Origin of the sequence: Streptomyces enissocaesilis, assembly GCF_039533765.1 — a bacterium.
Taxonomy (GTDB): Bacteria; Actinomycetota; Actinomycetes; order Streptomycetales; family Streptomycetaceae; genus Streptomyces; species Streptomyces enissocaesilis.
The window spans coordinates 185,857-210,742 of the sequence record NZ_BAAAUD010000005.1; the positions used below are offsets into that span (position 1 = coordinate 185,857).

A 24,886-nucleotide genomic window follows, 5' to 3' on the forward strand; every position below is an offset into this window, starting at 1 on the left:
GCGGTGCGTCCCCCTCAGGGCCTGCTTCCCTTCTCAGGACCTACTTCCCCCCTCTCAGGACCTACTCCCGATGTCCTCCTCGGGTCGGTTGGCGTTCGACGGCATACTCGGTATACATACTCAGTATGTCGATCCGCCACGGGCTGCTGGCCCTCCTGGAACAAGGCCCCCGCTACGGCTCCCAACTGCGTACCGAATTCGAGTCGCGCACCGGTGCGACCTGGCCTCTCAACGTCGGCCAGGTCTATACGACCCTGGCGCGCCTCGAACGCGACGGCATGGTCGTCCAGGACGGTGAGGACGGAGCGGGCCACGCGCTGTACGCGATCACGGACGCGGGGCGGGGCGAACTCAAGAGCTGGTTCGAGCGGCCCGTCGACCGCGCCAGTCCGCCCCGCGACGAGCTGGCCATCAAGCTCGCCATGGCCGTCGGCGCCCCCGGCGTCGACATCCGGGCCGTCATCCAGGCCCAGCGCCACGCCACCCTCAAGGCGATGCAGGACTACACCCGCCTCAAGGCCCGGGCCCTCGCGGCCGTCGAGGGCGAGTCCGGGAGCGAAGACGGCGAGCAGGCGCGTGACGACATCGCCTGGCTGCTCGTACTGGAACAGCTGATCTTCCAGACCGAGGCCGAGGCGCGCTGGCTCGACCACTCCGAGTCCCGGCTCGCCCGGCTCTCCGTGACGGCCGGGCGCAGGGCCAGGAACACTCCCGCGGCCGCGCCACCGGTCCCTGCGGGCCATGACGTCACCGCCGTTGCCGATGCCGCTCGTACGGCCTCGATGTCTCACAGCACAGGGCGCTAGAACCCGCGCCCCGCCACCACCCTTCCACCCCAGGGGGACCTTTTTCATGCCTGAATCCACGCCCCACGAGTCACAGCAGCCCGTACTGCAACTTGAGCAACTGACCCGCGTCCACGGCAGCGGCGCCACCGAAGTCCACGCCCTGCGCGGCGTCAACCTCTCCGTCTTCCCCGGTGAACTCGTCGCCGTCATGGGCCCGTCGGGCTCCGGCAAGTCCACCCTGCTCACCATCGCGGGCGGTCTCGACAGCCCCACCTCGGGCCGGGTCGTCGTCGAAGGCACGGACATCACGACCGTGGGCCGCAAGGAACTCGCCGCCCTGCGCCGCCGCAGCATCGGCTACGTCTTCCAGGACTACAACCTCATCCCGGCCCTGACCGCCGCCGAGAACATCGCCCTGCCCCGCGAACTGGACGGTGTGTCCGCCCGCAAAGCGCGCGTCTCCGCCGTCGCCGCCCTGGAGGAAATGGGTCTCGGCCGGCTCGCCGACCGCTTCCCCGACGAGATGTCCGGCGGCCAGCAGCAGCGCGTGGCCATCGCCCGCGCCCTGGTGGGCGACCGCCGCCTCGTCCTCGCCGACGAACCGACCGGCGCCCTGGACTCCGAGACGGGCGAGTCCGTGCTCGCACTGCTGCGCGCCCGGTGCGACGCGGGCGCGGCCGGTGTCCTCGTCACCCACGAGCCGCGCTTCGCGGCCTGGGCGGACCGGGTGGTCTTCCTGCGCGACGGCTCCGTCGTCGACGAGACCCTGCGCAGCCAGGCCGACTCGCTGCTCTCCGAGCAGGCGGCCGCACAGTGAACCACTGGTACCACTCATGGGTGGCCGCGGTGCGCATAGCCCGCCGCGACGCCTGGCGCTTCAAGGGCCGCAGTTCCCTCGTACTCGCCATGATCGCCCTGCCGATCCTGGGCGTGAGCGCCGCCGATCTGACCCTGCGCAGCGCCGAACTCTCCACCGAGCAGGAGATGGAGCGCGGCCTCGGCGCCGCCGACGCCCGGATGTCCGATCCGGGCATGGGCGGTGTGCCGATCCACCAGTCGCCCGACGGCGCCGACAACATGACGGTGGAGAACTTCGACGACAAGCCGTGGCCCGAAGGCTCCGCCGACATCCGGGCGGCGTTCCCGGCGGGCGCGAAGATACTCAAGGACACGAGCGGCAGCGGCAAGCTCCGTACCGAGCACGGCCTGCTCAACACCGCGATCCATGAGCTGGACGCGACCGATCCGATGGCCAAGGGCCTCCTGACCCTCGACCGGGGCCGGTTCCCCGGGAAGGCCGGCGAGATCGCCGCGACCACCCACTTCCTGGAGACCAGCGGCCTGAAGGTGGGCTCGAAGCTCACCGCCCGCGGGCTCGCCACCGAGTACCGGATCGTCGGCTCGTACGAACTCCCCGGAGCCCTCAAGACCGACGAGGTCCTCGCGCGGCCCGGCACGTTCCTGGCGCCGCTCGACAAGGCGCTCAAGGCCGACGGCCTGCCCGGCACGGCGGCCGGCAGCACGTACCTGGTGTCGGTCGGCGGCGACGGTTTCACGTGGAACATGGTCAAGAAGGCCAATGCCCGGGGTGTCACGGTGACTTCGCGGGCCGTGGCCCTCGACCCGCCCGCCGACTCCGAGGTGCCGCTCTACCAGCGGGACGACTGGTCCGACTACGAGCAGAGCGCGGCGGCCAAGACCGCGGAACTCGCCGCCGTCGGCACCGTCGTCGGCCTCGCCATGCTGGAGATCTGCCTGCTCGCGGGCCCGGCGTTCGCGGTCGGGGCCCGGCGTTCACGCCGTCAGCTCGGCCTGGTCGGCGCCAACGGCGGTGACCGCCGCCACATCCGCGCCATCGTGCTCTCCGGCGGTCTGGTCATCGGTTTCGCCGCGGCCGTCGTGGGCACCGCGCTCGGTCTGCTCCTCACCTTCGTGCTGCGGCCGCTGCTCGAGGACGCCATGGGCAAGCGGTTCGGCAGCTTCGACGTCCGCCCCCTGGAACTGCTCGGCATCGGCCTGCTCGCCGTCCTCACCGGTCTGCTCGCCGCGATCGTCCCGGCCGTCACCGCGTCCCGGCAGACCGTGCTGGCCTCGCTCACCGGCCGCCGCGGTGTACGCCGTTCCAGCCGCGTCCTGCCCGTCGTCGGCCTGATCGCGACCGGCCTGGGCATCACCATCACGCTGTTCGGTGCCACCGCCACCGACAGCATCGTCGTCGTCGCGGGCGGCAGCGCCCTCGCCGAGCTGGGCATCGTCGCGCTCACCCCCGCCCTGGTCGGCCTCTTCGGCAAGCTCGGTGGGTGGCTGCCGCTGTCGCCGCGCCTGGCGCTGCGCGACGCCGTACGCAACCGGGGCCGCACGGCTCCCGCCGTCGCCGCCGTGCTGGCCGCCGTAGCGGGCACGGTCGCCGTGGCGACGTACGCCACCAGCGTCGACGTACAGCAGCGCGCCTCCTACCAGGCACGGCTGCCGCACGGTGCGGTGACCGTGTCCGACACGGAGGGCGGCGGCCGCGGTGTGCCGGCCCTGCGCGCGGCCGTCCAGAAGCACTTCCCCGTCGACATGCGCGCCGATGTCGGCCGGATCGTCGTGGGCAACGCCAACTGCGAGCCGTACAGCGACGCGAAGGGCTGCGGGCAGTACGAGCTGGTCGTACCCGAGGAGAACCGCTGCGCCCTGTGGTCGCAGGACGTCCCGGGCTCGAAGGAGCTGTCGCCGGCCGAGCGCCGCAAGCTGTCCGGGGACTGGCGCTGCCAGGAGGACGGTCAGTACGCCGATCAGGAGGTCCTCGTCGCCGACGAGAAGCTGCTGTCGGTCCTCGCGATCGACGACCCGGCCGCCGTCGACGCCCTCAAGAGCGGCAAGGCCGTCTCCTTCGACCGGCGCAACGTCGACAAGGGACAGATCGGCGTCAAACTGATCACCGACACCGAGAAGGCCGACCTGATGCGGCAGGAGGGCAAGGACGCGCCCGGCGAGATCGCGTCCTTCCCCGTCCACCAGGCCCCCGAGTCCGTCCAGTCGTACGGACTGAACGTCGTCCTGCCGGTGCAGGCCGCGAAGGCCGCCGGTCTCACCACCGTCCCCTTCGGCGCGTACTTCTCGACCGACAACCTGCCGAACAGCACACAGCGGCAGAAGCTCGACGCGGCGCTCGACACGCTGGGAACCGAAGGCGGCCTGTACGTGGAGGAGGGGTACGTCAGCGACAACAGCATCGTCCTGCTGGCCCTGACCGTCTTCGCCGGACTCGTCACCATCGGCGCGGCCGGCATCGCGACGGGCCTCGCCCAGACCGACGCCGAACCCGACCTGAAGACCCTCGCCGCGGTCGGCGCGCCCCCGCGGGTGCGCAGGACACTGAGCGGTTTCCAGTGCGGGGTGGTCGCCGCGATGGGCGTGGTCCTCGGCTCGGCGGCGGGCGTGCTGCCCGCGATCGGACTGCGGCTGACCGAGGAACACCAGCAGCTGAAGTGGTACGAGAGGGACCTGGACGCCGGCATGGGCGGCATGATCGATCCGCCGTACGTCCCGATCGTCGTCCCGTGGGAGACCCTCGCGGCGCTGCTCGTCGCCGTACCCGTGGGCGCGGCGCTCCTCGCCGCACTGGTCACCAGGTCCCGTACCGCGGTGGCGCGGCGCGCGGCGGGCTGAGCCGGGGCGCCTGTTCCCGCGCCCCCCGCTGTTCCCGTACCCCCGCGCAGGGTGGATCACCTCTGTGCGGGGGCACACCGTGGGTGTGACGGAGGTGTACGAGAGAATGGCGGCATGGAGATGCCGAGGAGTGAACGGTCGCAGGAGAGCCCGAAAGTTCTTGTCATGGGACAGGACGGAATGGCTTTCGGCGGCGCTGACGACGAGCCGCGCGAGGTGCCAGTGACGGAGATGGTCGAACAGCCCGCGAAGGTCATGCGCATCGGCAGCATGATCAAGCAACTCCTGGAGGAGGTCCGCGCGGCTCCTCTCGACGAGGCGAGCCGGGTACGGCTGAAGGACATTCACGCCAGCTCGGTGAAGGAGCTCGAAGACGGTCTCGCGCCTGAGCTCGTCGAGGAACTGGAGCGGCTCTCCCTGCCGTTCACGGACGAGGCGATCCCCTCCGAGGCGGAACTGCGCATCGCGCAGGCCCAGCTGGTCGGGTGGCTCGAAGGCCTCTTCCACGGCATCCAGACGGCGCTCTTCGCCCAGCAGATGGCGGCGCGGGCGCAGTTGGAGCAAATGCGGCGCGCGCTTCCGCCGGGCGCGGGCCACGAGGACGACGGTCAGGAAGAAGGCCACGGCCCGGTGCGTTCGGGCCCGTACCTCTAGCCCGCCGCACCCGCTCACCGGCGGGGAGAGGCCCGCCCCGCCGTGACGGCGGCGCGGGCCTCTCGCGCGGATCGGGTCCGCTCAGGCCGTGGTCAGCAGGATCTTGCCGACATGGCCGCCCGCGTCCAGCGCCCGGTGGGCCTCCGCCGCCTCGGCCATCGGCACGACACGGTCCACCANTCCGCCGCCTCGGCCATCGGCACGACACGGTCCACCACCGGGCGGACGCGGCCGGTGGTGATCAGCGGCCAGACATGCTCCCGTACCGCCGAGACGATCGCCGCCTTCTCGCCCAGCGGGCGCATCCGCAGCGACGTCGCCGTGATCGCGGCGCGCTTCTTCATCAGCGCGCTCAGGTTGAGCTCGCCCTTCACTCCGCCCTGCATGCCGATGATCGCGAGGCGGCCGTTGACGGCGAGTGCCTTCACGTTCCGGTCCAGGTACTTCGCACCGATGATGTCGAGGATGACGTCCGCGCCGGCCCCGTCGGTGGCCTTGCGCAGCTCCTGTACGAAGTCCTGCTCCCGGTAGTCGATCAGGATGTCCGCGCCCAGCTGCGCGCAGCGCGCCAGCTTCTCGGGACCGCCGGCGGTGACCGCGACGCGCGCGCCGACCGCCTTGGCGAGCTGGATCGCCATCGTGCCGATGCCGCTCGCACCGCCGTGCAGCAGCAGCGTCTCACCGGGCCGCAGGTGGGCGATCATGAAGACGTTCGACCAGACCGTCGCGGTCACCTCGGGCAGCGACGCCGCGGTGACCAGGTCCACACCGTCGGGCACGGGCATCAGCTGCCCGGCCGGTACGGCGACCTTCTCGGCGTATCCGCCGCCGCTCAGCAGGGCGCACACCTCGTCGCCGACGGACCAGCCCGAGACGCCGGGCCCCAGTGCCGCGATCCGGCCCGAGCATTCGAGGCCGGGGTACGGGGACGAGCCGGGCGGCGGGTCGTAGAAGCCCTGGCGCTGCAGCAGGTCGGCGCGGTTGACGGCGCTCGCCGCGACCTCGACGAGGACCTCGCCCTCGCCGGGTACGGGATCGGGGACCTCCGCCCACACGAGCGCCTCGGGGCCACCGGGTTCAGGAATCGTGATCGCATACATGGCCGCGAGGCTACTCCGCACCGGCCCGTTCCCGTCCCGGCCGTAGTCCTGGACGTGGTCCTAGTCCGGCACCGTCACCCGCATGTCCCCCGCGCTCGTGGCACCGGGCGAGGCGCGCACAATGGTGATCAGCCGGTCCGTCAGCTGCAGCGGACTGGCCGCCGGGTCGTCGTAACCGAGCAGCCGGTGCCCGCGCAGGACACTGACCACCAGGTCCTCGGTCTCCCGCACGTTCCGCCCCACCTCGGCCTTTATCACCGGCCGCTCGACGAGATCGAGTCCGCTGCCCTGCTGGATCAGGTCCTCCATCACCGTGCCCGCGCTGGGACTGAGCACGGACAGGCCGAGGAGGCGCCCGGCCGCGCTGGCGCTGGTGATGACCGCGTCGGCACCGGACTGGCGCAGCAGCGGCGCGTTCTCCTCCTCACGGACCGCGGCGACGATCTTCGCACCGCGGTTGAGCTGACGCGCGGTGAGCGTGACCAGGACCGCCGTGTCGTCGCGCTGGGTCGCGATGATGATCTGGCGGGCCTTCTGGAGCTCGGCGCGGAGCAGTACGTCGCTGCGGGTGGCATCGCCCAGGACGCCCGTGAACCCGTCGGCGTTGGCCGCCTCGATGACCTTCGCACTCGGGTCGACGACCACGATCTGCTCTTTCCTGAGCCCCGTGGCGCCCAGGGTCTGGATCGCGGAACGTCCCTTGGTGCCGAATCCGACGATGACGGTGTGATCGCGCAACTGGGCCCTCCAGCGGTTCAGCCGCCACTCCTCCCGGGTCCGTTCGGTGAGGACCTCGAGAGTGGTGCCGACCAGGATGATCAGAAAAAGCACGCGCAGCGGCGTCACCAGCAGCACGTTGGTGAGCCGGGCGCTGTCACTGTGCGGCACGATGTCGCCGTAACCCGTCGTGGAGAGGGTCACGGTCGAGTAGTAGACGGCGTCGAGGAAGTCGATGCTCTCGTCGGCGTTGTCGTGGTAGCCGGCGCGGTCGATGTAGACGATGAGCACCGTCACGGCCAGAACCATCATCGCCATCAGCAGACGCTTGCCGACCTGCCGCAGCGGGCGGTCGACGATACGGCGCGGCAGCCTGATCCTGGCGGTGACGAGGTGCTCGTCGGCATGCCTGGCCATCGCGTCTTGGCCGGGAAGTTTCACGTGAAACGTCCTTCTGTCCAGGGCAGGTCGAGGATTTCCAGTACCTGGCCGGCCCGTGCGCCGCCGGGCGGGACGACGGCCAGGCCGTCGGCGGCGGCGATGCCGCGCAGCATGGCCGGACCGTTGTAGTGCAGCGGCACGGCCTGTTCCGGTCCGTTCCCGTCCCTCCCCCTTCGGCGGCGGACGACAGGAACGAGACGGGTGTCGTACGGGTGGCCGCTCACATCGTCCCGTACGGACGAGAAGTGCGGAGCGCGGGGTGCCTGTTGGGCACGGGCACGCAGCAGCGGCTCGGCGAGGGTCAGCAGGCCCGACACGGCGGCCAGCGGATTGCCGGGCAGACCCACCAGATACGGACGCCCCTCTGCCCCGCCGGCTCCTCCCTCCCCTTCCCCTTCTTCCCCTTCCCCCGCTTCGAGGCGCGCCAGCAGCATCGGGTGGCCGGGCCGCACCGCGACACCGTCGACCAGCAGCTCGGCGCCCGCCTTGCGCAGGATCGGGTGGACGTGGTCGACGGGGCCGGCCGCCGTACCGCCTGTGGTCACGACCAGGTCGGCCGTGGACGCGGTGACGGCCCGGTGGAGCGCTTCGGCGTCGTCACCCAGGCGGCGGGTGCCCAGCACTTCGGCACCGAGGGCGCGCAGCCAGGGGTCGAGGAGCGGGCCGAGGGCGTCGCGGACCATTCCGTCGTGCGGCAGGCCCTCGCTCAGCAACTCGTCACCCAGGACGAGCACTTCGACGCGGGGCCGGCACACCACGGACAGCGCGTCGTAACCCGCGGCCGCGGCGAGGCCGAGGACGGCGGGGGTCACGAGGGCGCCGGCGGGCAGCAGCCGGTCACCGGTACGGCACTCCTGGCCGCGCGGCCGGATGTCCTGGCCCTGGACGACCTCGCGGCGCGCGTACAACCGCCCCTCGGTCTCCGCCGGCCGGGCGTGCTCGGTGCGGATCACGGCGGTGGTGTCGGGCGGGACACGGGCCCCGGTGGCGATGCGTACGGCCGTACCGTCGGTGAGCGCTCCGGGGGCGGCATGCCCGGCGAGGACCTGGCCGCCTTCCCCGATGTGCCACGGCCCTGGGCCCGCGACCGCCCATCCGTCCATGGCGGACGTGTCGAAGGACGGCAGATCGGTGAGCGCGGTGAGGGGTTCGGCGAGGACCTGCCCGAGGGCCTGCCCCAACGCCACCCGCACCGTGCGGGGCGCGGCGGCCCCACCGGCCCGGGCGGCGACGGCGCGCGCCTCGGTCCAGGCAGTGGCGCCGGTACGGGCCTGGGGCGCGGGTACGGCGGCGGTCCTGTCGGCCCGACCGGCCTGTCCGGGCGGCTCCGGCGCCTGCGGCTGCTCCGGTGCCCCGCCCGGATCCGGAGCCGGCTCCCGCGCTGATGCGGATGCCGGTGCCGGTGTCGATGTCGATGTCGGTGTCGGTGCCCGGCTGACGAGAGCGAGTGCCTCGTCGATCTCGCGATCCTCCTGGTTCACCCCGCGCCGTCTTCCCTGCGGTCTCCCGTGGCGGCCCCCGAGACCTCCCCCTTGGCCTCTTCCTCGGCTTCCTGCGCCCAACGGGCGGCGAGAGCCGCGGCCTTGCGAGCCGCTTCGGCAACGGCCTGCGGCCCGCCCCCGCCCGCCTTCGCCGCCGCATAACCGACCAGGAAGGTGGTGAGCGGCGCGGCGGGCCGGGCGACACCGTGCGCGGCGTCGCGGGCGAGGTCGAGCAGGAGGCCGGTGTCGACATCGAGTTCGACGCCGAGCTCGTCCTTGACTGCGGTCATCCATTCATCCAGCACATGTCCATGCTCCCTGATCCGCGACCGGGCTGCGGCAATGTTTTCCCAGGTGTCGCAGTCGAAGGAGTCCAGGGGACCGGCGGGGACGCGTGTCAGTGCGAGTTCGCCCGTGAGCAGCCGGAGGGGCAGGCCGGAGAGACTGCCGTGCTCGGTGGCGAGGAGCGCCAGCTCGCGGCGGAGCGGTTCGGCGCGGTAGGCGGCGACGAGGGGCTGGTCCCGCCCTCCCGCGTCCACCAGCAGGGCGGCTTCCCTCCCGCTCTCCTCCAGAGCACCGAGGAGCCGCTGAACCGTACCGCTCCCGATGAACGGCAGATCGGCGGAGAGTACGAGCACGCTGTCCGCGGTGGTACGCCGCACTCCGGCGTCCAGCGCGGCCAGCGGCCCGCCCCCGGCCGGTTTCTCCCGCGCCCACTCGACGGGGCGCACGGTCGCCCGCCGTCCGCCGGCGACGACGGTCGTACCGGCTCCGCGGCAGGCCCCCAGCACCCGGTCGAGCAGGGTTCGCCCGCCCACGCGCACCCCGGGTTTGTCCACCCCGCCCAGTCGCCTCGCGGCGCCTCCGGCCAGCACGATGGCGTCATACGGGGTCGTGGTCATTCCCCGAGTATGCGGCCCTCCGGGAAGAGGCGGGTAGGGGCAGCGCCCGCGCAGCGGTCCGAGCGGTCTAAAGGGTGCGCAGCAACAGCGCCGGCTGCTCCACGCAGTCCGCCACGTACCGCAGGAAGCCGCCCGCCGTACCGCCGTCGCACACCCGGTGGTCGAAGCTCAGGGACAGCTGAACGACCTTGCGGACCGCCAGTTCGCCCTCGTGCACCCACGGCTTGGGGACGATCCGGCCGACCCCGAGCATCGCCGCCTCCGGATGGTTGATGATCGGCGTGGAGCCGTCGACACCGAACACCCCGTAGTTGTTCAGCGTGAACGTGCCGCCGGTCAGGTCCGCCGGGGTCAGCGCCCCCTTCCTGGCCGACTCCGTCAGCCGGGCGATCTCCGCGCCCAGTTGCTCCACGGTGCGGGCATGGGCGTCCCGTACGACCGGGACGACCAGTCCCCGCTCCGTCTGCGCGGCGAACCCGAGGTGCACACCGGGGAGGCGCACGATCTCGCGGGAGGCCGTGTCCACGGTGGAGTTGAGCTCCGGGAAGCGGGCCAGGGCAGCCGTACAGATCCGGGCGAGCAGCGCGAGTACCGAGACCGGTGGCCCGGCCGGCCGGTTCATCGCCGTACGGGCCGCCATGAGCTCCGTCGCGTCCGCGTCCACCCAGCAGGTGGCGTCCGGAATCTCGCGACGGCTGCGCGAGAGCTTGTCGGCGACGGCCCCGCGCGTCCCCCGCAGCGGGACACGCTCCCCGGCGCCGACGGAAGCCCCCGCGGACACCGGAACGGACGCCGGTACAGACGCCGGTGCCGGTACCGTCGCAGGCTCCTGCTCCTTGCTGCGGATCGCGCTGTCCACGTCGGACCGCAGGATCAGGCCGTCGGGCCCCGTGCCCTTCAGTTCCCGCAGATCCAGGCCGTTCTCGCGCGCCAGCCGTCGCACCAGCGGCGAGATCACCGGCACCGGCCCGGCCGACCTGGCCGCCGCGACCTCAACCACCGGCACCACCGCCGGCCCGGCCTCAGCCACCGGCCCGGCAGCCGCGACCGGCCGGACACGCCGCCGCCGGGCCACCGTCGCCCCCGTGCCGTACCCCACCAGCACGTTCCCCGAGGACTCCGCATCCACGGAGGAATCCGCCTCCGCGGGAGAGACGGCAACCGGCACAGCACCGGGGGCCGCCGCGGCGTCGGGGGCCGCTCCCACCGCGACCGTCAGCAGGGGAGAACCCACCGGCAGCTCGGTCCCCTCCTCGCCGAAGCGGGCGGTCACCACGCCCCCGTACGGGCACGGCACCTCCACCATGGCCTTGGCCGTCTCGACCTCGACCACCGGCTGGTCGACGGCGACGACATCGCCCACCTCCACCAGCCAGCGCACGATCTCCGCCTCGGTGAGGCCCTCACCGAGGTCGGGGAGCTTGAATTCCAGACTCGCCATGTCAAAAGCGTGTGGCATCAGCTGCCCGCCTCCCACTGAAGCCGCGCGACCGCGTCGAGGACCCGGTCCACTCCCGGCAGATGGTGCCGCTCCAGCATCGGCGGCGGATACGGGATGTCGAATCCGGCCACCCGCAGCACCGGCGCCTCCAGGTGGTGGAAGCAGCGCTCCGTCACCCGGGCGGCGATCTCCCCGCCGGGTCCGCCGAAGCCGGTGGACTCGTGGACGACGACCGCGCGCCCGGTCCGCCGTACCGAAGCGGCCACCGTCTCGTCGTCGAAGGGCACGAGCGAGCGCAGGTCCACGACCTCGAGGTCCCAGCCCTCCGCCCCGGCCGCCTCCGCCGCCTCCATGCACACCGGCAGGGACGGCCCGTACGTGATGAGCGTCGCGCTGCGTCCGGAGCGCCGCACCACCGCCCGGCCGATCGGCTCGACGGCGGCCGGCGCGTCCGGCGACCACGCCGCCTTCGACCAGTACAGCCGCTTCGGCTCCAGGAAGACCACCGGGTCGTCGGAGGCGATCGCGGCCCTCATCAGCCCGTACGCGTCCTCGACCGTGGCCGGCGTGACGACATGGAGCCCCGGAGTCGCCATGTAGTACGCCTCGGACGAGTCGCTGTGGTGCTCGACGCCGCCGATCCCGCCGCCGTACGGCACCCGGATCACCATCGGCATCGGCATCGCGCCGCGCGTGCGGTTGCGCATGCGCGCGACATGGCTGACGAGCTGCTCGAACGCCGGATAGGCGAACGCGTCGAACTGCATCTCGACGACCGGCCGCAGCCCGTACATCGCCATGCCGACGGCCGTCCCCAGGATCCCCGCCTCCGCGAGCGGTGTGTCCGTGACCCGGTCCTCGCCGAACTCCTTCACGAGCCCGTCGGTGACCCGGAAGACACCGCCGAGCGCGCCGACGTCCTCGCCCATCACATGGACGGTCGGGTCCTCGGCCATCGCGTCGCGCAGCGCCCGCCCGAGGGCCTGCGCCATCGTCGCGGGCTTCGCGGCTTTCGCGGCGGCCGCCGCCGCAGCCCTCGCACCCGTCTTCGCCGCCGTCGTCATCGCTCGCCCTCCGCGTCGAGTTCGGCCCGCAACAGGGCTTCCTGCTCCCTCAACTGCGCGGTCTTCCCGGCGTAGACGTGCGCGAAGAGGTCCATGGGGTCGAGCACCGCGTCCGCGTTCATGCGCTCGCGCAGGTCCGCCGCCATCTTCTCGGCGTCCTCACGCGCCTGCCGTACGGCGTCCGCGTCCAGGATCGCCCGCTGGGTGAGTTCCCGCTCCAGCAGCTGGACCGGGTCGTGCGTACGCCACGCCTCCACCTCGGCCTCGCCCCGGTAACGGGTCGCGTCGTCGGCGTTCGTGTGGGCCTCGAGGCGGTACGTGACCGCCTCGACCAGCGTCGGGCCGCCGCCCCGCCGGGCGCGCTCCACCGCCTCGGCGAGCACCTCGTGCACGGCGGCGGCGTCGTTGCCGTCGACGAGCCGGCCCGGCATGCCGTACCCGACGGCCTTGTGGGCCAGGGAGGGCGCCGCGGTCTGCTTGGCGAGCGGCACGGAGATCGCGAAGCCGTTGTTCTGCACGAGGAAGACGACCGGTGCCTGCCAGACCGCGGCGAAGTTGAGCGCCTCGTGGAAGTCGCCCTCACTGGTGCCGCCGTCACCGACCATGGCGAGCGCGACCACGTCGTCGCCCTTGAGGCGCGCGGCGTGTGCCAGGCCCACCGCGTGCGGCAGCTGGGTCGCGAGGGGGGTGCACAGCGGCGCGATGCGGTGCTCGCGCGGGTCGTACCCGGTGTGCCAGTCGCCCCGCAGCAGCGTCAGCGCCTGTACGGGGTCGAGCCCGCGCACCACGGCGGCCAGGGTGTCCCGGTAGCTGGGAAAGAGCCAGTCCCGCTCCTGGAGGACGAGCGCGGCGGCGACCTCGCAGGCCTCCTGGCCGGTGCTGGACGGGTAGACGGCGAGGCGGCCCTGCTTGGTGAGGGCGGTGGCCTGCGCGTTGTACCTGCGGCCGCGGACCAGTTCCGCGTACAGCCGCCGCATCAGAGCGGCGTCGAGCCGGTCTGCGGCGTCGGTGCCGAGCACGCGGTACGGCTCGCTGTCCGGGAGCAGCGGTGCGGGGTCCGTGCGGGGCTTCCAGGCCGGGGGAGGAGTGGGCCTGTATGGGGCGGCACCCGGCATTTCCTGGACCGTCATGGTGCTCTTCTTCATCGCGTGCACCTCCTCGTGGGAGCGGTGAGAACGGCACAGGAGTGTGGTGTGCCTCACCTACCGATTGTTCGGTCGTGGACGCAATTTGGCTACAGGCGGCTCCAGCCTGTGGACAAACGGTTCTCCACAGCCTGGGATGGACGCAGGTCGTCCATGAGAGGAAGGCGGGGGGACATGGCAGCTGAACAAATGGCCGACGCGGGGACGGGGCCTCCCGCGCGCCCGCTCGACGCCATCGACCGCGACATCCTGCGCATGCTCCAAACGGACGGCCGCGCGTCGATACGGTCCGTGGCCGAGCGCGTGCACGTGTCGCGCGCCAACGCGTACGCGCGCATCAACCGCCTCATCGACGACGGCGTGATCCGCGGCTTCAGCGCGCGCGTGGACCACGAACGCGCGGGGCAGGGGGCATCGGCGTACATCACGCTGAAGATCGTGCAGAACTCCTGGCGGACGGTGCGCGAGCGGCTTCAGGAACTGCCCGGCGCCGCGCACATCGCACTGGTCAGCGGGGACTTCGACGTACTGCTGCTGGTGCACACGGCGGACAACAGAGCGCTGCGCGAGCTCGTACTGACGAAGATCCAGTCGATCCCGGAGGTGCTCAGCACACGCACCCTGCTGGTCTTCGAGGAGACAGACCTCGACTCGGCCGCCCCGCCCCAGGCGCCCCAGGCGCCCCAGGCGCCCCAACCGACTCAGCCACCGCAATCGCCGCAATCACCCCAGGGGCTGTGAAAAGGCTCAGCGGCTGGTCCGCAGCCCGTCGAAGGCCAGCCGCACCACGGTCTCGGCGAGCTGCTCCCCGTCCGTCCCGCCGCCCCCCTGGGCCGTCTGCGGCCGGTACCACTCCACCAGCGAGTTGACCATTCCGAAGAGCAGCCGCGTCGCCAGGCGTATGTCCACGTCGGTGCGCAGGTCCCCGTCGGCCGCCGCCGCCTTCATCAGATCGGCCACCCGCTGGTCGAACTCGCGGCGCCGCTCCAGGGCCCAGCGCTCGGCCTTCGTGTTGCCGCGCACGCGAAGGAGCAGCGTGACGTACGGCAGCTCGGCCATCAGCACCTCCACGGTGCGGCGGGTGACGTACTCCACCCGCTCGATCGCCCGCCCGCGCACCGCGCCCGGCTCGTCGAGGATCCCGAAGAGCCCGTCGAGCGCGCGGCTGACGGCGCGCCGCAGCAGTTCCTCCTTGCCCGCCACATGGTGGTAGATCGAGGACTTCGAGATACCGGCGGCCCGGGAGAGGTGCTCCATGGACGTGCCGTCGTAACCGCGCTCGTTGAAGACCCGCACGGCCACCGTCAGGAGGCTTTCGGGGGTGTACGTGTCCCGCTTGGCGGTGGCCATCAGACGCTCTCCTCCCTGGTGGCGAACGCCTGCCGGTGGAGCGCCAGGGACGGGGCGTAGCGCCCGGTCGGACAGCACTCGTGCAGGTTCTTCAGCAGGTCGTACGCCCAGTCCTGGCCGAGCACGCCGCTCCATTCGACCGGCCCCAGCGGGTAGTTCACGCCGAGGCGCATCGCCGTGTCGATGTCCTCGGGCGAGGCGACACCGCGCGCGACGGCGTCGGCGGCCAGGTCGATGAGCATGGCGACCGTACGGGCGACGATCATGCCGGGGACGTCACCGATGACGCTGACGTCCTTGCCGAGCCTCTGGAAGAGCCCGGTGGCCTCCGCGAGCGCCCGCGCGGACGTGTCCTCGGAGGCGGAGAGCGCGATACGGGTGGCGCCGCGGTAGTCGAGGGCGAGGTCGAAGTAGACGACGTCCGCGTACTCGACGGAGGTGCGCCCGTCGGCCGGTACGAGCTGCCCTTCGCCCGGCAGCTCGATGTACGGGCCGCCCGTCTCGACCCGCTCCACGGCGATGCCCGCCTCCTCCATCATCGCGACGAGGACGCCGGCGTGGCCGAGGTCCCCGACGACGGTGACGGCTTCGGGGGCCTCCTCCGGTCCCGCGGTGAGCGGGGCCGGTCCCGCCGCCCCCTCGTCCCCGTACGGGAACCAGCCGCGGCCGGACTTGCGGCCGAGCCGCCCCGACTCGACAAGGCGACGCTGGGCGAGCGAGGGGACGAACTTGGGGCTGCGGAAGAACGACTCCCACACCGACCGGCTGACGGCTTCGTTGACGTCCTGCCCGATCAGGTCGGTCAGCTCGAAGGGGCCCATCCTGAAGCCCCCCGACTCGCGCAGCACGGCGTCGATGGTGGCCGGGTCCGCGCCCTGTTCCTCGTACACCGCGAACGCCTCGGCGTAGAAGGGGCGGGCGATGCGGTTGACGACGAAACCGGGGGTGTCCGCGCAGCGGACCGGGGTCTTGCCCCAGGCGGCCGCGGTCGCCCACGCGCGCGCGGCGCTCGTTTCTTCGGTCGCGAAGCCGCTGACGACCTCCACGAGGGGCATCAGGGGCGCCGGATTGAAGAAGTGCAGTCCGACGAAACGGCCGGGGTTCTTCAAGGGGCCCGCGATGGCCGTGACGGAGAGGGAGGAGGTGTTGGTGGCGAGGAGACAGTCGTCGGCGACGATCGACTCGAGCGCGGTGAAGAGCTGCTGCTTGACCGGCAGGTGCTCGACGACCGCTTCGACGACCAGCGCGGCGTCGGCGAGCCCGGCGAGCTCGTCCGCGGCGTGCAGCCGGGCGCGGGCCTCGTCCGCCGCGCTCCGCTCCAGCCGGCCCTTCCCGACGAGCCGGTCCAGGCGCGCGCCGACGGCCTCGGCGGCCTCCTGGGCACGTCCGGCCGCGGCGTCGTAGAGACGCACCGGGTGGCCGGCGAGGAGGGCGACCTGGGCGATGCCCCGCCCCATGGTGCCGGTGCCCACGACGGCGACGGTGCGGGCTCGATCGATAGCTGTCATGACCCCGATCCTCCCGTACGAGTTGTCCACAGGTTTTACCGGGCCCTCTTGTCCCGACCGATCGTTCGGTTACTGTATCTCGTGTCCGCCTGTCCCTGCCCAGCTCGACGAGGAGTTGGTCCGCCGTGGCCGCCGAACTCACCACTTCCCAGCTGTCCGAGACCCACCGGACCACCCTCGACCAGGCGCTCGACGTGATCCGCACGCGGGCGTACTGGTCCCCGCACCCCGAGCACCCCAAGGCCTACGGCGAGAACGGCAGCCTGAGCGCCGCCGAGGGCCTCGCGGCCTTCCAGGCCCTGCAGGGCAGCCGCTTCGCCCTCGACCAGCCGGGCACCGACGGCTGGACGGGCGCCGAGGTGTCGCCGTACGGCCCGGAACTGGGCATCGAGTACCCGCACGCGGACATCGACGTCCTGCTGCCGGCGATGCGGGCCGGCATGGGCGCGTGGCGGGGCGCGGGCCCGGAGACCCGCGCCCTGGTCTGCCTCGAAATCCTGTCGCGCATCAGCGCCCGCACGCACGAGTTCGCCCACGCGGTGATGCACACCAGCGGCCAGGCCTTCATGATGGCGTTCCAGGCGGGCGGCCCGCACGCGCAGGACCGCGGCCTCGAGGCCGTGGCGTACGCGTACGCCGAGCAGACCCGCACCCCCGCCGCGGCCGACTGGTCCAAGCCGCAGGGCAAGCGCGACCCGCTCAGCCTGAACAAGACCTTCACCGCGGTCCCGCGCGGCATCGCGCTGCTGATCGGCTGCAACACCTTCCCGACGTGGAACAGCTACCCGGGCCTCTTCGCCTCCCTCGCCACCGGAAACCCGGTCCTGGTCAAGCCGCACCCCCGCGCGGTCCTCCCCCTGGCCCTCACGGTGCGGATCGCCCGCGAGGTCCTCGGCGAGGCCGGTTTCGACCCGAACCTGGTGACGCTGGCGGCCGAGCGGCCCGGCGAGGGCATCGCCAAGACCCTCGCGACCCGCCCCGAGATCCGGATCATCGACTACACGGGGTCCACCGCCTTCGGCGACTGGCTGGAGGCGAACGCCCGCCAGGCACAGGTCTACACGGAGAAGGCCGGCGTCAACACGGTCGTCATCGACTCCACCGACGACTACAAGGGAATGCTGTCCAACCTGGCGTTCTCCCTGTCCCTCTACAGCGGCCAGATGTGCACGACCCCGCAGAACCTGCTCATCCCCCGGGACGGCATCACGACGGACGCCGGACCGAAGTCGTACGCCGAGGTGACCGCCGACCTCGGGGCCTCGGTCGCCGGTCTCCTCGGCGACGACGCCCGCGCGAACGCGCTGCTGGGCGCGCTGGTCAACCCGGACGTGAAGGCCCGCCTCGAAGCGGCCGCCGAACTGGGCGAAGTGGCCCTCCCCTCGAAGGAGATCACCCACCCGGACTTCCCGGACGCGACCGTCCGCACGCCGCTCGTGGTCAAGCTCGACGGTGCGAAGCCGGACGCGGAAGCGGCGTACATGTCCGAGTGCTTCGGCCCGGTCTCCTTCGCGGTCGCGGTCGGCTCCACCGCGGACGCCCTGGAACTGCTGCGCCGTACGGTCCGCGAGAAGGGCGCGATGACGGTGGGCGCGTACACGACGTCGCCGGACACCGAAAGCGCCGTCGAAGAGGTCTGCCTGGAGGAGTCCGCCCAGCTGTCCCTGAACCTGACGGGCGGCGTCTACGTCAACCAGACCGCGGCCTTCTCCGACTTCCACGGCTCGGGCGGCAATCCCGCGGCCAACGCGGCCCTGTGCGACGCGGCGTTCGTGGCCAACCGCTTCCGGATGGTGGAGGTCCGCCGCCAGGCGTAACGGCCCCGGCCCTTCGTGAGCCCCCGCCCCGTGATCGCTTCATTACGACACGCCGCCACCCGGTCACCGCCTCGCCTTCGCCCCGCTCGCTCAGGGGGTGATGGCGGGCGGCCCGCCCCAGTGGAACAGCGCCATGGCCACACTGGTCGCCAGGTTGTAGCTGGACACCTGCGGCCTCATGGGAAGGGCCACCAGCCTGGTCGCCCGGCCGCGCAGCTCCGGTGAGATCCCGTGCCGCTCCGAGCCGAACGCGACGAGGGCGTCGTCGGGGATCCTGACCGACCTGATGTCCTCGCCCTCCGGGTCCAGTACGTACAGCGGGCCCGGCGGCAGCTCGTCGAGGCTCCTGCGCTCGACGGCCGTGGCGTAGTGGAGCCCGGCGCCGGCCCGCACGACGTTGGGGTGCCAGGGGTCCATGTCACCGGTCGTGACGACGCCCGTGGCGCCGAATCCGGCAGCCAGCCGGACCACCGCTCCGACGTTGCCGAGGTTACGGGGATTGTCCAGCACGACGACCGGGGCCGGCCGGGGCAGCCGGGTCAGCCTGTCCGTGTTCGCGCGCGCGTCGCGCCGCACCGCCAGTGCGGCCACCGCCGTCGTGTGCGCCCTGGGAACCAGCCCGCGCAGGGCGTGCGCCGGGATTTCGACGACGGACTCGGCGAGCACGTCCGACAGGTCGTCGGCGAGCTCCCGCGCGAGCGCCAGTACGGCCTTCCGGTCGCTCGCGACCGTCAGCCGCACCTCCGCGCCGAAGCGGAGCGCGTGCTTGAGGGCATGGAACCCGTCGAGCAGAACGGCGCTCGGGGCAGCCTCACGCCACTGCCGCATCACGGCCTCGGCCACGTCCTCAGTCATGGCTTCAGCCTACGGGGGGCCTGCGGCCGGAACCCTCACTCACTCGACGAGCGTACGGACCTGCTCCTCGCGCCGCGGCCGCTCCTGCGGCGTCGCCCGCGCTTCCGGCCGTCGCAGCCCCCCGGCACGCATCCGGGCACGCATCCGGGCACACACCCGGGCACGTCCGCGTGCCGCCCGGTGGCCGGTGCGCCGCAGGAAGCCGGTCGGCAGGAAGACCGCGTCGGCGGCGATCATCGCGAGCGAGAAGAAGGGCAGGCCGAGCACCACGGCGATCGCCGCATGCTCAGCGATCATGACGGCGAGCAGGACGTTCTTGACCCGCCGGTTCAAGAGCGTGAAGGGGAAGGCGACCTGCACGGCCACCGTCCCGTACGTCAGCAGCATCACGATCACGCCATGGGAGGCGAGCAGTCCCGAAAGCGCGGGCCAGGGCGAGAAGTAGTCCAGGTGCAGCGGGTAGTAGAGCGCGGTGCCGTCCTGCCAGCGCGAGCCCTGGATCTTGTACCAGCCGGCGGTGGCGTAGACGAGACAGACCTCCGCCATGATCACGAGGAGGCCCGCGTTGTGCGTGAGGTTGGCAATGACGTCCAGCAGCACGCGCGGCTGCCCGGGCGCGTAACGTCCGGCGGCCCACCACAGCGCGTGCACCGCCCACAGGCCCCAGAAGATCAGCAGCCAGCCGCCGCTGAGCCGGTCCATGAAGGTCAGCGCGGCAAGGCAGGCACCGAGCGCGCCCCACAGCGCGGGTCCCACCTGGTCGCCACGCGAGGGGTCGCGCCGCGCGTCCAGCGACCACACCTGACCGCACCGCGTCAGCACCAGATAGATCGCCATCAGGTGAATGACGTTGTCGCCGCCGTCGCCCATGAAGATGCTGCGGTTCTGCAGCGACAGCACACCGATCATGAAAAGGACGGACATGGTCCGGGTCCGCCAGCCCAGCATCAGCAGCGCCGCGGACACGACCGCGAACCCGTAGACGATCTCGAACCAGACCGGGTTCTGCGACCACATCAGCGCGGTGAACGCGTGGTTGTCCGCTATCAGCTGCCGGGCCATGTCCCAGCCCCACGGCCCGCCGGGCCCGTACAGCTCATGGCGGTGCGGGTATTCGCAGAGCAGGAAGAACAGCCAGGTCAGCGAGAACCCGATCCGGACGACGGCACTCTGGTACGGCCCGAGGGCGGTGGAGGTGACGCGCTGAACGGCGCGGGCGAGCTTACGGACGGAAACGCGGCCGAAGACGCGCCCCGGGGCGCGAACAGGCAGGCGGGCAGGCGCGCGGACAGGAACATCGGCAGAAGTGCGGGCAGGGCTGCCGGAGGGGACATCGGCAGGAGGGGGAACGGAAGAGCTCACCGGGCCGCCCCCGATGCGTGCCGCACGCCCTCGGGCAGGTCCGCCCCGGTCACCGGCCACCACGGCAGGACCCGGTGGGCCGGCCGCGTGTTCGTCCTCTCCTCGCTCCACGGCGGCGCCTTCACCCACACCGTCTCCGACCTGACCTGTATCCGCTCGACCTTGCCGCCCAGGTCCTGCCCGTCGAGGCGCAGCATGACGGTGCGGCGGACGTAGCGCTCGGAGAGGGCGCCGCGCAGGCCGTTCGGCTTGTTCGCGCTGTCGTGCGTGGCGGTGTAGAAGTCCCAGCTGCGCCGCAGCGCGTTCTGGACCGTGTGGCTCGGCAGCGGATTGCCGCGGATCGCTTCGCCGTCCCGGGCGGTGAGGTCGATCCAGTCACTGGTCTTCCACCGCCCGTCCGCCGTACGGACCTGTGCCCGCACCTGTACGGAGATGTTCTGCTGGAGCGGATTGGGTGCGAACAGCTTCCAGTTCTGCTCGAACTCGGGGTAGACCCAGTCGTCGACCGCCTCGCCGTTCTGCTTGGTGAGGGTGTTGGACGGTGCGACGTGCAGGAAAACCATCCCGAGGTGCACGCAGGCGACCACCCCGACCACGGCGAGCGCGAGAGCGGCCACGAGCTGGTACGGGAGGGAGAGCGCCGCGATACCGCCCGACGCACCGGGGCGACGAGGGCCTTCCGCGACTCCCGCGAGATCTGGCGGCGCGACGGCCTCCGAGGCCGTCGCGGCCTCTGGAGCGTCCGGGGCGCCCGGGGCGGAGGCCGCTTCCTGCCCGGCGGTCACACCCCTGTCGTCGTACGAATCCATCCCGCCCCGATCCCCGTCGGCCCACAGCAGTTATCCACAGGGTTGACACCCTACGGGCCGTCGACTCACCATTGAAGTCATCGAACCGAACGATCGGTCGGTCGGCTGGTCGTCCCTTCGGAGGACCGGCCGGGAACCCGGCAGGAACGGCAGGGGGCTCGGATGGCAACAGCAGCTGCGCACCGTACGACGGCTGGGACGCAGACCGGACAGGCAGAGCGGACAGCGGCGTACGAAGCGGCGTTCGACACCGCGGTGGCCGCGGACGAGCGCATCGAGCCGCGGGACTGGATGCCCGACGCCTACCGGGCCTCACTGGTCCGCCAGATGGCCCAGCACGCCCACTCGGAAATCATCGGCATGCAGCCGGAGGCCAACTGGATCACCCGCGCCCCCTCACTGCGCCGCAAAGCCATCCTGATGGCCAAGGTGCAGGACGAGGCAGGGCACGGCCTCTATCTCTACAGCGCCGCCGAAACCCTGGGCACCAGCCGCGAAGAGCTGCTCGACAAGCTCCACTCCGGCCGCCAGAAATACTCCTCGATCTTCAACTACCCCACTCTGACCTGGGCCGACGTCGGTGCGATCGGCTGGCTGGTGGACGGCGCCGCGATCACCAACCAGGTGCCGCTGTGCCGCTGCTCGTACGGCCCGTACGCCCGCGCGATGATCCGGATCTGCAAGGAGGAGTCCTTCCACCAGCGACAGGGGTACGAGCTGCTGCTCACCCTCAGCCGGGGGACGCCGGAGCAGCACGCGATGGCGCAGGACGCGGTGGACCGCTGGTGGTGGCCGTCGCTGATGATGTTCGGCCCGCCGGACGACGAGTCGGCACACTCGGCCCAGTCCATGGCCTGGAAGATCAAGCGGCACTCGAACGACGAACTGCGCCAGCGCTTCGTCGACATCGCCGTCCCGCAGGCCGAGGCGCTCGGCCTCACCCTCCCCGACCCGGACCTGCGGTGGAACGAGGAACGCGGGCAGTACGACTTCGGCGCGATCGACTGGGACGAGTTCTGGGACGTACTGAAGGGCAACGGTCCGTGCAACGAGCAACGGATCACGCAGCGGCGTCGGGCACACGAAGAGGGCACCTGGGTCAGGGACGCGGCGAGTGCGTACGCCGCGAAGCACGGGAAGGCAGCAGCATGACGAGTTCCGACTGGCCGCTGTGGGAGGTGTTCGTGCGCTCGCGCCGCGGACTGTCCCACACCCACGCCGGCAGCCTGCACGCACCGGACGCGGAGATGGCGCTGCGCAATGCCCGCGACCTCTACACCCGCAGGTCGGAAGGTGTCTCGCTGTGGGTCGTGCCGTCATCGGCGATCACCGCGTCCTCACCCGACGAGAAGGACCCGTTCTTCGAGCCGGCCGCGGACAAGCCCTACCGGCACCCGACGTTCTACGAGATCCCGGAAGGGGTGAAGCACCTGTGAACCGCGCACCCGCCACCGCAGCCCTCGCGCCCGCGGCCCTCGCCCTGGGCGACGACGCGCTGGTGCTCTCGCACCGGCTGGGGGAGTGGGCGGGGCACGCCCCCGTACTGGAAGAGGAGGTGGCCCTCGCGAACATCGCGCTGGACCTCCTGGGGCAGGCCCGGATCCTGCTCTCCCTCGTCGGTGACGAGGACGAGCTGACGTACCTCCGCGAGGAACGGGCCTTCCGCAACCTCCAGCTCGTCGAGCAGCCCAACGGCGACTTCGCGCAGACCATCGCCCGACAGCTCTACTTCTCCACCTACCAGGGACTGCTGTACGGGCAACTGGCGTCCGGCGACGGCGAGTCCGGTGGCGGCGAGTTCGCACCTCTGGCGGCGAAGGCCGTCAAGGAGGTCGCCTACCACCGGGACCACGCCGAGCACTGGACGTTGCGCCTGGGCGACGGCACCGAAGAGAGCCACGAACGGATGCAGCGGGGCTGCGACGCGCTGTGGCGGTTCACCGGCGAGATGTTCCAGCCCGTGGAGGGCATCGACGCCGACTGGCGGAAACTGGAGGCCGACTGGCGGGAGTCGGTCGGCGCCGTGCTGGAGCGGGCGACGCTGACCGTGCCCGACGGGCCGCGCAGCGGTGCCTGGACGGCGGGAGCGGGACGGCAGGGACTGCACACCGAGCCGTTCGGGCGGATGCTCGCCGAGATGCAGCACCTGCACCGCAGCCACCCGGGGGCGACATGGTGACCGAGACGCTCCTGGAGGCCGAGCTGCGCCGGCTCGCGGGCTCGGTCCCCGACCCGGAGCTGCCGGTGCTCACCCTGGAGGAGCTGGGCGTTCTGCGCGCCGTCCACGTCTTCGGTCCCGGCCGGGTCGAGGTCGAGCTGACCCCGACGTACACCGGCTGCCCTGCGATCGAGGCGATGTCCTCGGACATCGAGCGCGTGCTGCACGAGCACGGCATACCGGAGGTCTCGGTCCGAACGGTCCTGTCCCCCGCCTGGTCGACGGACGACATCAGCGCGGAGGGCCGGCGCAAGCTCGCGGAGTTCGGCATAGCCCCGCCGCGCCCGCAGCCCGCCGACGGCGGACCCGTGCCGCTCACGCTGTCGGTGCGCTGCCCGCACTGCGGCTCCACGGACACCGAGCTGCTCAGCCGGTTCTCCTCCACCGCGTGCAAGGCGCTGCGCCGCTGCGTGTCCTGCCGTGAACCGTTCGACCACTTCAAGGAGTTGTAGATGTTCCATCCGCTCCGGGTCCGCGAGGTCGAGCGGCTCACCGACGACTCCGTGGCCGTCACCCTCGACGTGCCGTCCGAGCTCCGCGAGACCTTCCGGCACACACCGGGCCAGCACATCGCGCTGCGCCGCGTGGTGGCCGGGGAGGAGATCCGGCGTACGTACTCGATCTGCGCCCCGGCCACCGAAGAGCCGCTGGACCCGGTCCTTCGGGTGGGTATCCGGCTGGTCGACGGCGGTGACTTCTCGACGTACGCCCTCAAGGAGCTGGCCGTCGGCGACACGGTCGAGGCCATGGCCCCCACGGGCCGGTTCGTCCTGAAGCCGCGTCCGGGCCGCTTCGCGGCGATCGTGGGCGGCAGCGGCATCACACCGGTGCTGTCGATCGCGGCGACGCTGCTGGCGCGGGAGCCCGACGCCCGCTTCTGTCTGATCCGCAGCGACCGCACCGCGGCTTCGACGATGTTCCTGGAGGAGGTGGCCGACCTCAAGGACCGCTATCCCGGCCGTTTCCAGCTGGTCACCACGCTCTCCCGGGAGGAGCAGCAGGCAGGGCTGGGGTCGGGCCGTCTCGACGAGGACCGGTTGACAGGGTTGCTGCCCGCGCTGCTGCCGGTGGCGGATGTGGACGGCTGGTTCCTGTGCGGGCCCTTCGGTCTCGTCCAGAGCGCCGAGCGCGCACTGCGCGGTCTGGGGGTGGCCAGGAACCGCATCCACGAAGAGATCTTCCACGTCGACGCCGGGGGCGGGACGGAAACGGTCACGAGCAGTACGTCACCAGGGGCGCCCACGAGCAGCACCCTCACCGCCACCCTCACCGCCACCCTCACCGCCACCCTCACCGCCACCCTGGACGGCCGGTCGGGCAACTGGCCGGTGCGGGACGGCGAATCACTGCTGGAGACGGTGTTGCGCAGCCGCGCGGACGCGCCGTACGCCTGCAAGGGCGGGGTCTGCGGAACGTGCCGGGCCTTCCTGGTCTCCGGTGAGGTGCGGATGGACCGCAACTACGCACTGGAGCCGGAGGAGACCGAAGCGGGCTATGTGCTGGCCTGCCAGTCGCACCCGGCATCACCGGAGGTGGAGCTGGACTTCGACCGCTGAGACGACTGCTACGACGGAGACGGC

Annotated in this window: 22 protein-coding genes and 1 pseudogene; 11 read left to right on the top strand and 12 right to left on the bottom strand. The window is 71.8% G+C overall.

Annotation, left to right across the window (positions count from 1 at the left end; all coding sequences use genetic code 11):
* Nucleotides 1-125 precede the first annotated feature (125 nt).
* The 4 genes from ABD374_RS01710 to ABD374_RS01725 all read left to right on the top strand — a co-directional run bounded on the left by ABD374_RS01710 (nucleotide 126) and on the right by ABD374_RS01725 (nucleotide 5,096).
* Nucleotides 126-806 carry a PadR family transcriptional regulator gene (locus ABD374_RS01710; protein WP_344489410.1) on the top strand — a complete coding sequence of 227 codons (681 nt, stop codon included), beginning with the start codon at nucleotides 126-128 and terminating at the stop codon, nucleotides 804-806.
* A gap of 46 nt (nucleotides 807-852) precedes the next feature.
* On the top strand, nucleotides 853-1,605 hold the full coding sequence (locus tag ABD374_RS01715) for an ABC transporter ATP-binding protein (RefSeq protein WP_344489414.1): 753 nt from the start codon (nucleotides 853-855) through the stop codon (nucleotides 1,603-1,605).
* A complete protein-coding gene (locus ABD374_RS01720) occupies nucleotides 1,602-4,442 on the top strand; it encodes an ABC transporter permease (RefSeq protein WP_344489417.1) in 2,841 nt (946 codons plus the stop codon). Before ABD374_RS01715 ends, ABD374_RS01720 begins: the two co-directional genes overlap by 4 nt.
* A 114-nt stretch (nucleotides 4,443-4,556) precedes the next feature.
* Entirely contained in the window at nucleotides 4,557-5,096 is a 540-nt protein-coding gene (locus ABD374_RS01725; protein ID WP_344489420.1) for a bacterial proteasome activator family protein, read from the top strand.
* Nucleotides 5,097-5,177: 81 nt separating this feature from the next.
* Here the strand turns inward: ABD374_RS01725 and ABD374_RS01730 are convergent.
* From ABD374_RS01730 to pdhA, 7 genes and pseudogenes are all read right to left on the bottom strand, one after another.
* Nucleotides 5,178-6,196, bottom strand: a pseudogene (locus ABD374_RS01730) (NAD(P)H-quinone oxidoreductase).
* A 60-nt stretch (nucleotides 6,197-6,256) separates the two neighbouring features.
* On the bottom strand, nucleotides 6,257-7,330 hold the full coding sequence (locus tag ABD374_RS01735) for a potassium channel family protein (RefSeq protein WP_344489534.1): 1,074 nt from the start codon (nucleotides 7,328-7,330) through the stop codon (nucleotides 6,257-6,259).
* 20 nt (nucleotides 7,331-7,350) lie between these two features.
* Nucleotides 7,351-8,835: a molybdopterin molybdotransferase MoeA gene (locus ABD374_RS01740; protein WP_344489423.1), complete on the bottom strand. Its 1,485-nt coding sequence runs from the start codon at nucleotides 8,833-8,835 to the stop codon at nucleotides 7,351-7,353.
* Complete coding sequence (locus ABD374_RS01745; protein ID WP_344489426.1) at nucleotides 8,832-9,737, bottom strand: NTP transferase domain-containing protein; 906 nt, start codon at nucleotides 9,735-9,737, stop codon at nucleotides 8,832-8,834. Before ABD374_RS01745 ends, ABD374_RS01740 begins: the two co-directional genes overlap by 4 nt.
* A 67-nt stretch (nucleotides 9,738-9,804) precedes the next feature.
* Nucleotides 9,805-11,178, bottom strand: a complete 1,374-nt coding sequence (locus ABD374_RS01750) for a dihydrolipoamide acetyltransferase family protein (RefSeq protein WP_344489429.1) — start codon at nucleotides 11,176-11,178, stop codon at nucleotides 9,805-9,807.
* Between the two features lie 17 nt (nucleotides 11,179-11,195).
* Entirely contained in the window at nucleotides 11,196-12,242 is a 1,047-nt protein-coding gene (locus ABD374_RS01755; protein WP_344489432.1) for an alpha-ketoacid dehydrogenase subunit beta, read from the bottom strand.
* Nucleotides 12,239-13,372: a pyruvate dehydrogenase (acetyl-transferring) E1 component subunit alpha gene (gene pdhA, locus ABD374_RS01760; RefSeq protein ID WP_344489537.1), complete on the bottom strand. Its 1,134-nt coding sequence runs from the start codon at nucleotides 13,370-13,372 to the stop codon at nucleotides 12,239-12,241. The genes ABD374_RS01755 and pdhA overlap by 4 nt, the downstream gene beginning before the upstream one ends.
* 189 nt (nucleotides 13,373-13,561) lie before the next feature.
* On the opposite strand from pdhA, the gene ABD374_RS01765 reads away from it, so the two are divergent.
* Nucleotides 13,562-14,128: an Lrp/AsnC family transcriptional regulator gene (locus tag ABD374_RS01765; RefSeq protein WP_344489435.1), complete on the top strand. Its 567-nt coding sequence runs from the start codon at nucleotides 13,562-13,564 to the stop codon at nucleotides 14,126-14,128.
* A gap of 6 nt (nucleotides 14,129-14,134) precedes the next feature.
* Here the strand turns inward: ABD374_RS01765 and ABD374_RS01770 are convergent, their stop codons facing one another.
* Together ABD374_RS01770 and ABD374_RS01775 are read right to left on the bottom strand one after the other, a co-directional pair.
* A complete protein-coding gene (locus ABD374_RS01770) occupies nucleotides 14,135-14,737 on the bottom strand; it encodes a TetR/AcrR family transcriptional regulator (RefSeq protein ID WP_344489438.1) in 603 nt (200 codons plus the stop codon).
* Nucleotides 14,737-16,245 (bottom strand): 3-hydroxyacyl-CoA dehydrogenase, encoded by a 1,509-nt coding sequence (locus tag ABD374_RS01775; protein ID WP_344489441.1) that lies wholly within the window; start codon nucleotides 16,243-16,245, stop codon nucleotides 14,737-14,739. Before ABD374_RS01775 ends, ABD374_RS01770 begins: the two co-directional genes overlap by 1 nt.
* Nucleotides 16,246-16,370: 125 nt before the next feature.
* Between ABD374_RS01775 and paaN the strand changes: the two genes are divergently transcribed.
* A complete protein-coding gene (gene paaN, locus ABD374_RS01780; RefSeq protein ID WP_344489444.1) occupies nucleotides 16,371-18,062 on the top strand; it encodes a phenylacetic acid degradation protein PaaN in 1,692 nt (563 codons plus the stop codon).
* Nucleotides 18,063-18,152: 90 nt separating this feature from the next.
* Here the strand turns inward: paaN and ABD374_RS01785 are convergent, their stop codons facing one another.
* From ABD374_RS01785 to ABD374_RS01795, 3 genes are all read right to left on the bottom strand, one after another.
* The gene (locus tag ABD374_RS01785) at nucleotides 18,153-18,917 is read right to left on the bottom strand and encodes a TrmH family RNA methyltransferase (RefSeq protein ID WP_344489448.1); all 765 of its coding nucleotides are present in this window, start codon (nucleotides 18,915-18,917) and stop codon (nucleotides 18,153-18,155) included.
* Nucleotides 18,918-18,956: 39 nt separating this feature from the next.
* Nucleotides 18,957-20,189: an HTTM domain-containing protein gene (locus ABD374_RS01790; protein ID WP_344489540.1), complete on the bottom strand. Its 1,233-nt coding sequence runs from the start codon at nucleotides 20,187-20,189 to the stop codon at nucleotides 18,957-18,959.
* Between the two features lie 86 nt (nucleotides 20,190-20,275).
* The gene (locus ABD374_RS01795) at nucleotides 20,276-21,088 is read right to left on the bottom strand and encodes a DUF5819 family protein (protein WP_344489451.1); all 813 of its coding nucleotides are present in this window, start codon (nucleotides 21,086-21,088) and stop codon (nucleotides 20,276-20,278) included.
* Nucleotides 21,089-21,250: 162 nt separating this feature from the next.
* On the opposite strand from ABD374_RS01795, the gene paaA reads away from it, so the two are divergent.
* From paaA to ABD374_RS01820, 5 genes are read left to right on the top strand one after another with little or no spacing between them, the layout of a single operon-like run.
* Nucleotides 21,251-22,240 (top strand): 1,2-phenylacetyl-CoA epoxidase subunit PaaA, encoded by a 990-nt coding sequence (gene paaA, locus ABD374_RS01800; protein ID WP_344489454.1) that lies wholly within the window; start codon nucleotides 21,251-21,253, stop codon nucleotides 22,238-22,240.
* A complete protein-coding gene (gene paaB / locus ABD374_RS01805) occupies nucleotides 22,237-22,524 on the top strand; it encodes a 1,2-phenylacetyl-CoA epoxidase subunit PaaB (RefSeq protein WP_344489457.1) in 288 nt (95 codons plus the stop codon). Before paaA ends, paaB begins: the two co-directional genes overlap by 4 nt.
* The gene (gene paaC, locus ABD374_RS01810; protein ID WP_344489460.1) at nucleotides 22,521-23,267 is read left to right on the top strand and encodes a 1,2-phenylacetyl-CoA epoxidase subunit PaaC; all 747 of its coding nucleotides are present in this window, start codon (nucleotides 22,521-22,523) and stop codon (nucleotides 23,265-23,267) included. Before paaB ends, paaC begins: the two co-directional genes overlap by 4 nt.
* On the top strand, nucleotides 23,261-23,758 hold the full coding sequence (gene paaD / locus ABD374_RS01815; RefSeq protein WP_344489463.1) for a 1,2-phenylacetyl-CoA epoxidase subunit PaaD: 498 nt from the start codon (nucleotides 23,261-23,263) through the stop codon (nucleotides 23,756-23,758). The genes paaC and paaD overlap by 7 nt, the downstream gene beginning before the upstream one ends.
* On the top strand, nucleotides 23,759-24,862 hold the full coding sequence (locus ABD374_RS01820; RefSeq protein WP_344489466.1) for a 2Fe-2S iron-sulfur cluster-binding protein: 1,104 nt from the start codon (nucleotides 23,759-23,761) through the stop codon (nucleotides 24,860-24,862).
* The last annotated feature ends 24 nt before the right edge of the window (nucleotides 24,863-24,886 follow it).

What these genes read in the sequence shown, in the direction of transcription:
- ABD374_RS01785 (WP_344489448.1), bottom strand. Translation starts at nt 18,917, where the DNA reads ATGACTGAGGACGTGGCCGAGGCCGTGATGCGGCAGTGGCGTGAGGCT.
- paaB (WP_344489457.1), top strand. Translation starts at nt 22,237, where the DNA reads ATGACGAGTTCCGACTGGCCGCTGTGGGAGGTGTTCGTGCGCTCGCGC.
- ABD374_RS01710 (WP_344489410.1), top strand. Translation starts at nt 126, where the DNA reads ATGTCGATCCGCCACGGGCTGCTGGCCCTCCTGGAACAAGGCCCCCGC.
- ABD374_RS01795 (WP_344489451.1), bottom strand. Translation starts at nt 21,088, where the DNA reads ATGGATTCGTACGACGACAGGGGTGTGACCGCCGGGCAGGAAGCGGCC.
- ABD374_RS01725 (WP_344489420.1), top strand. Translation starts at nt 4,557, where the DNA reads ATGGAGATGCCGAGGAGTGAACGGTCGCAGGAGAGCCCGAAAGTTCTT.
- ABD374_RS01775 (WP_344489441.1), bottom strand. Translation starts at nt 16,245, where the DNA reads ATGACAGCTATCGATCGAGCCCGCACCGTCGCCGTCGTGGGCACCGGC.
- ABD374_RS01750 (WP_344489429.1), bottom strand. Translation starts at nt 11,178, where the DNA reads ATGGCGAGTCTGGAATTCAAGCTCCCCGACCTCGGTGAGGGCCTCACC.
- pdhA (WP_344489537.1), bottom strand. Translation starts at nt 13,372, where the DNA reads ATGACGGTCCAGGAAATGCCGGGTGCCGCCCCATACAGGCCCACTCCT.
- ABD374_RS01745 (WP_344489426.1), bottom strand. Translation starts at nt 9,737, where the DNA reads ATGACCACGACCCCGTATGACGCCATCGTGCTGGCCGGAGGCGCCGCG.
- paaD (WP_344489463.1), top strand. Translation starts at nt 23,261, where the DNA reads ATGGTGACCGAGACGCTCCTGGAGGCCGAGCTGCGCCGGCTCGCGGGC.
- ABD374_RS01770 (WP_344489438.1), bottom strand. Translation starts at nt 14,737, where the DNA reads ATGGCCACCGCCAAGCGGGACACGTACACCCCCGAAAGCCTCCTGACG.
- ABD374_RS01820 (WP_344489466.1), top strand. Translation starts at nt 23,759, where the DNA reads ATGTTCCATCCGCTCCGGGTCCGCGAGGTCGAGCGGCTCACCGACGAC.
- ABD374_RS01755 (WP_344489432.1), bottom strand. Translation starts at nt 12,242, where the DNA reads ATGACGACGGCGGCGAAGACGGGTGCGAGGGCTGCGGCGGCGGCCGCC.
- paaA (WP_344489454.1), top strand. Translation starts at nt 21,251, where the DNA reads ATGGCAACAGCAGCTGCGCACCGTACGACGGCTGGGACGCAGACCGGA.
- ABD374_RS01735 (WP_344489534.1), bottom strand. Translation starts at nt 7,330, where the DNA reads ATGGCCAGGCATGCCGACGAGCACCTCGTCACCGCCAGGATCAGGCTG.
- ABD374_RS01765 (WP_344489435.1), top strand. Translation starts at nt 13,562, where the DNA reads ATGGCAGCTGAACAAATGGCCGACGCGGGGACGGGGCCTCCCGCGCGC.
- ABD374_RS01715 (WP_344489414.1), top strand. Translation starts at nt 853, where the DNA reads ATGCCTGAATCCACGCCCCACGAGTCACAGCAGCCCGTACTGCAACTT.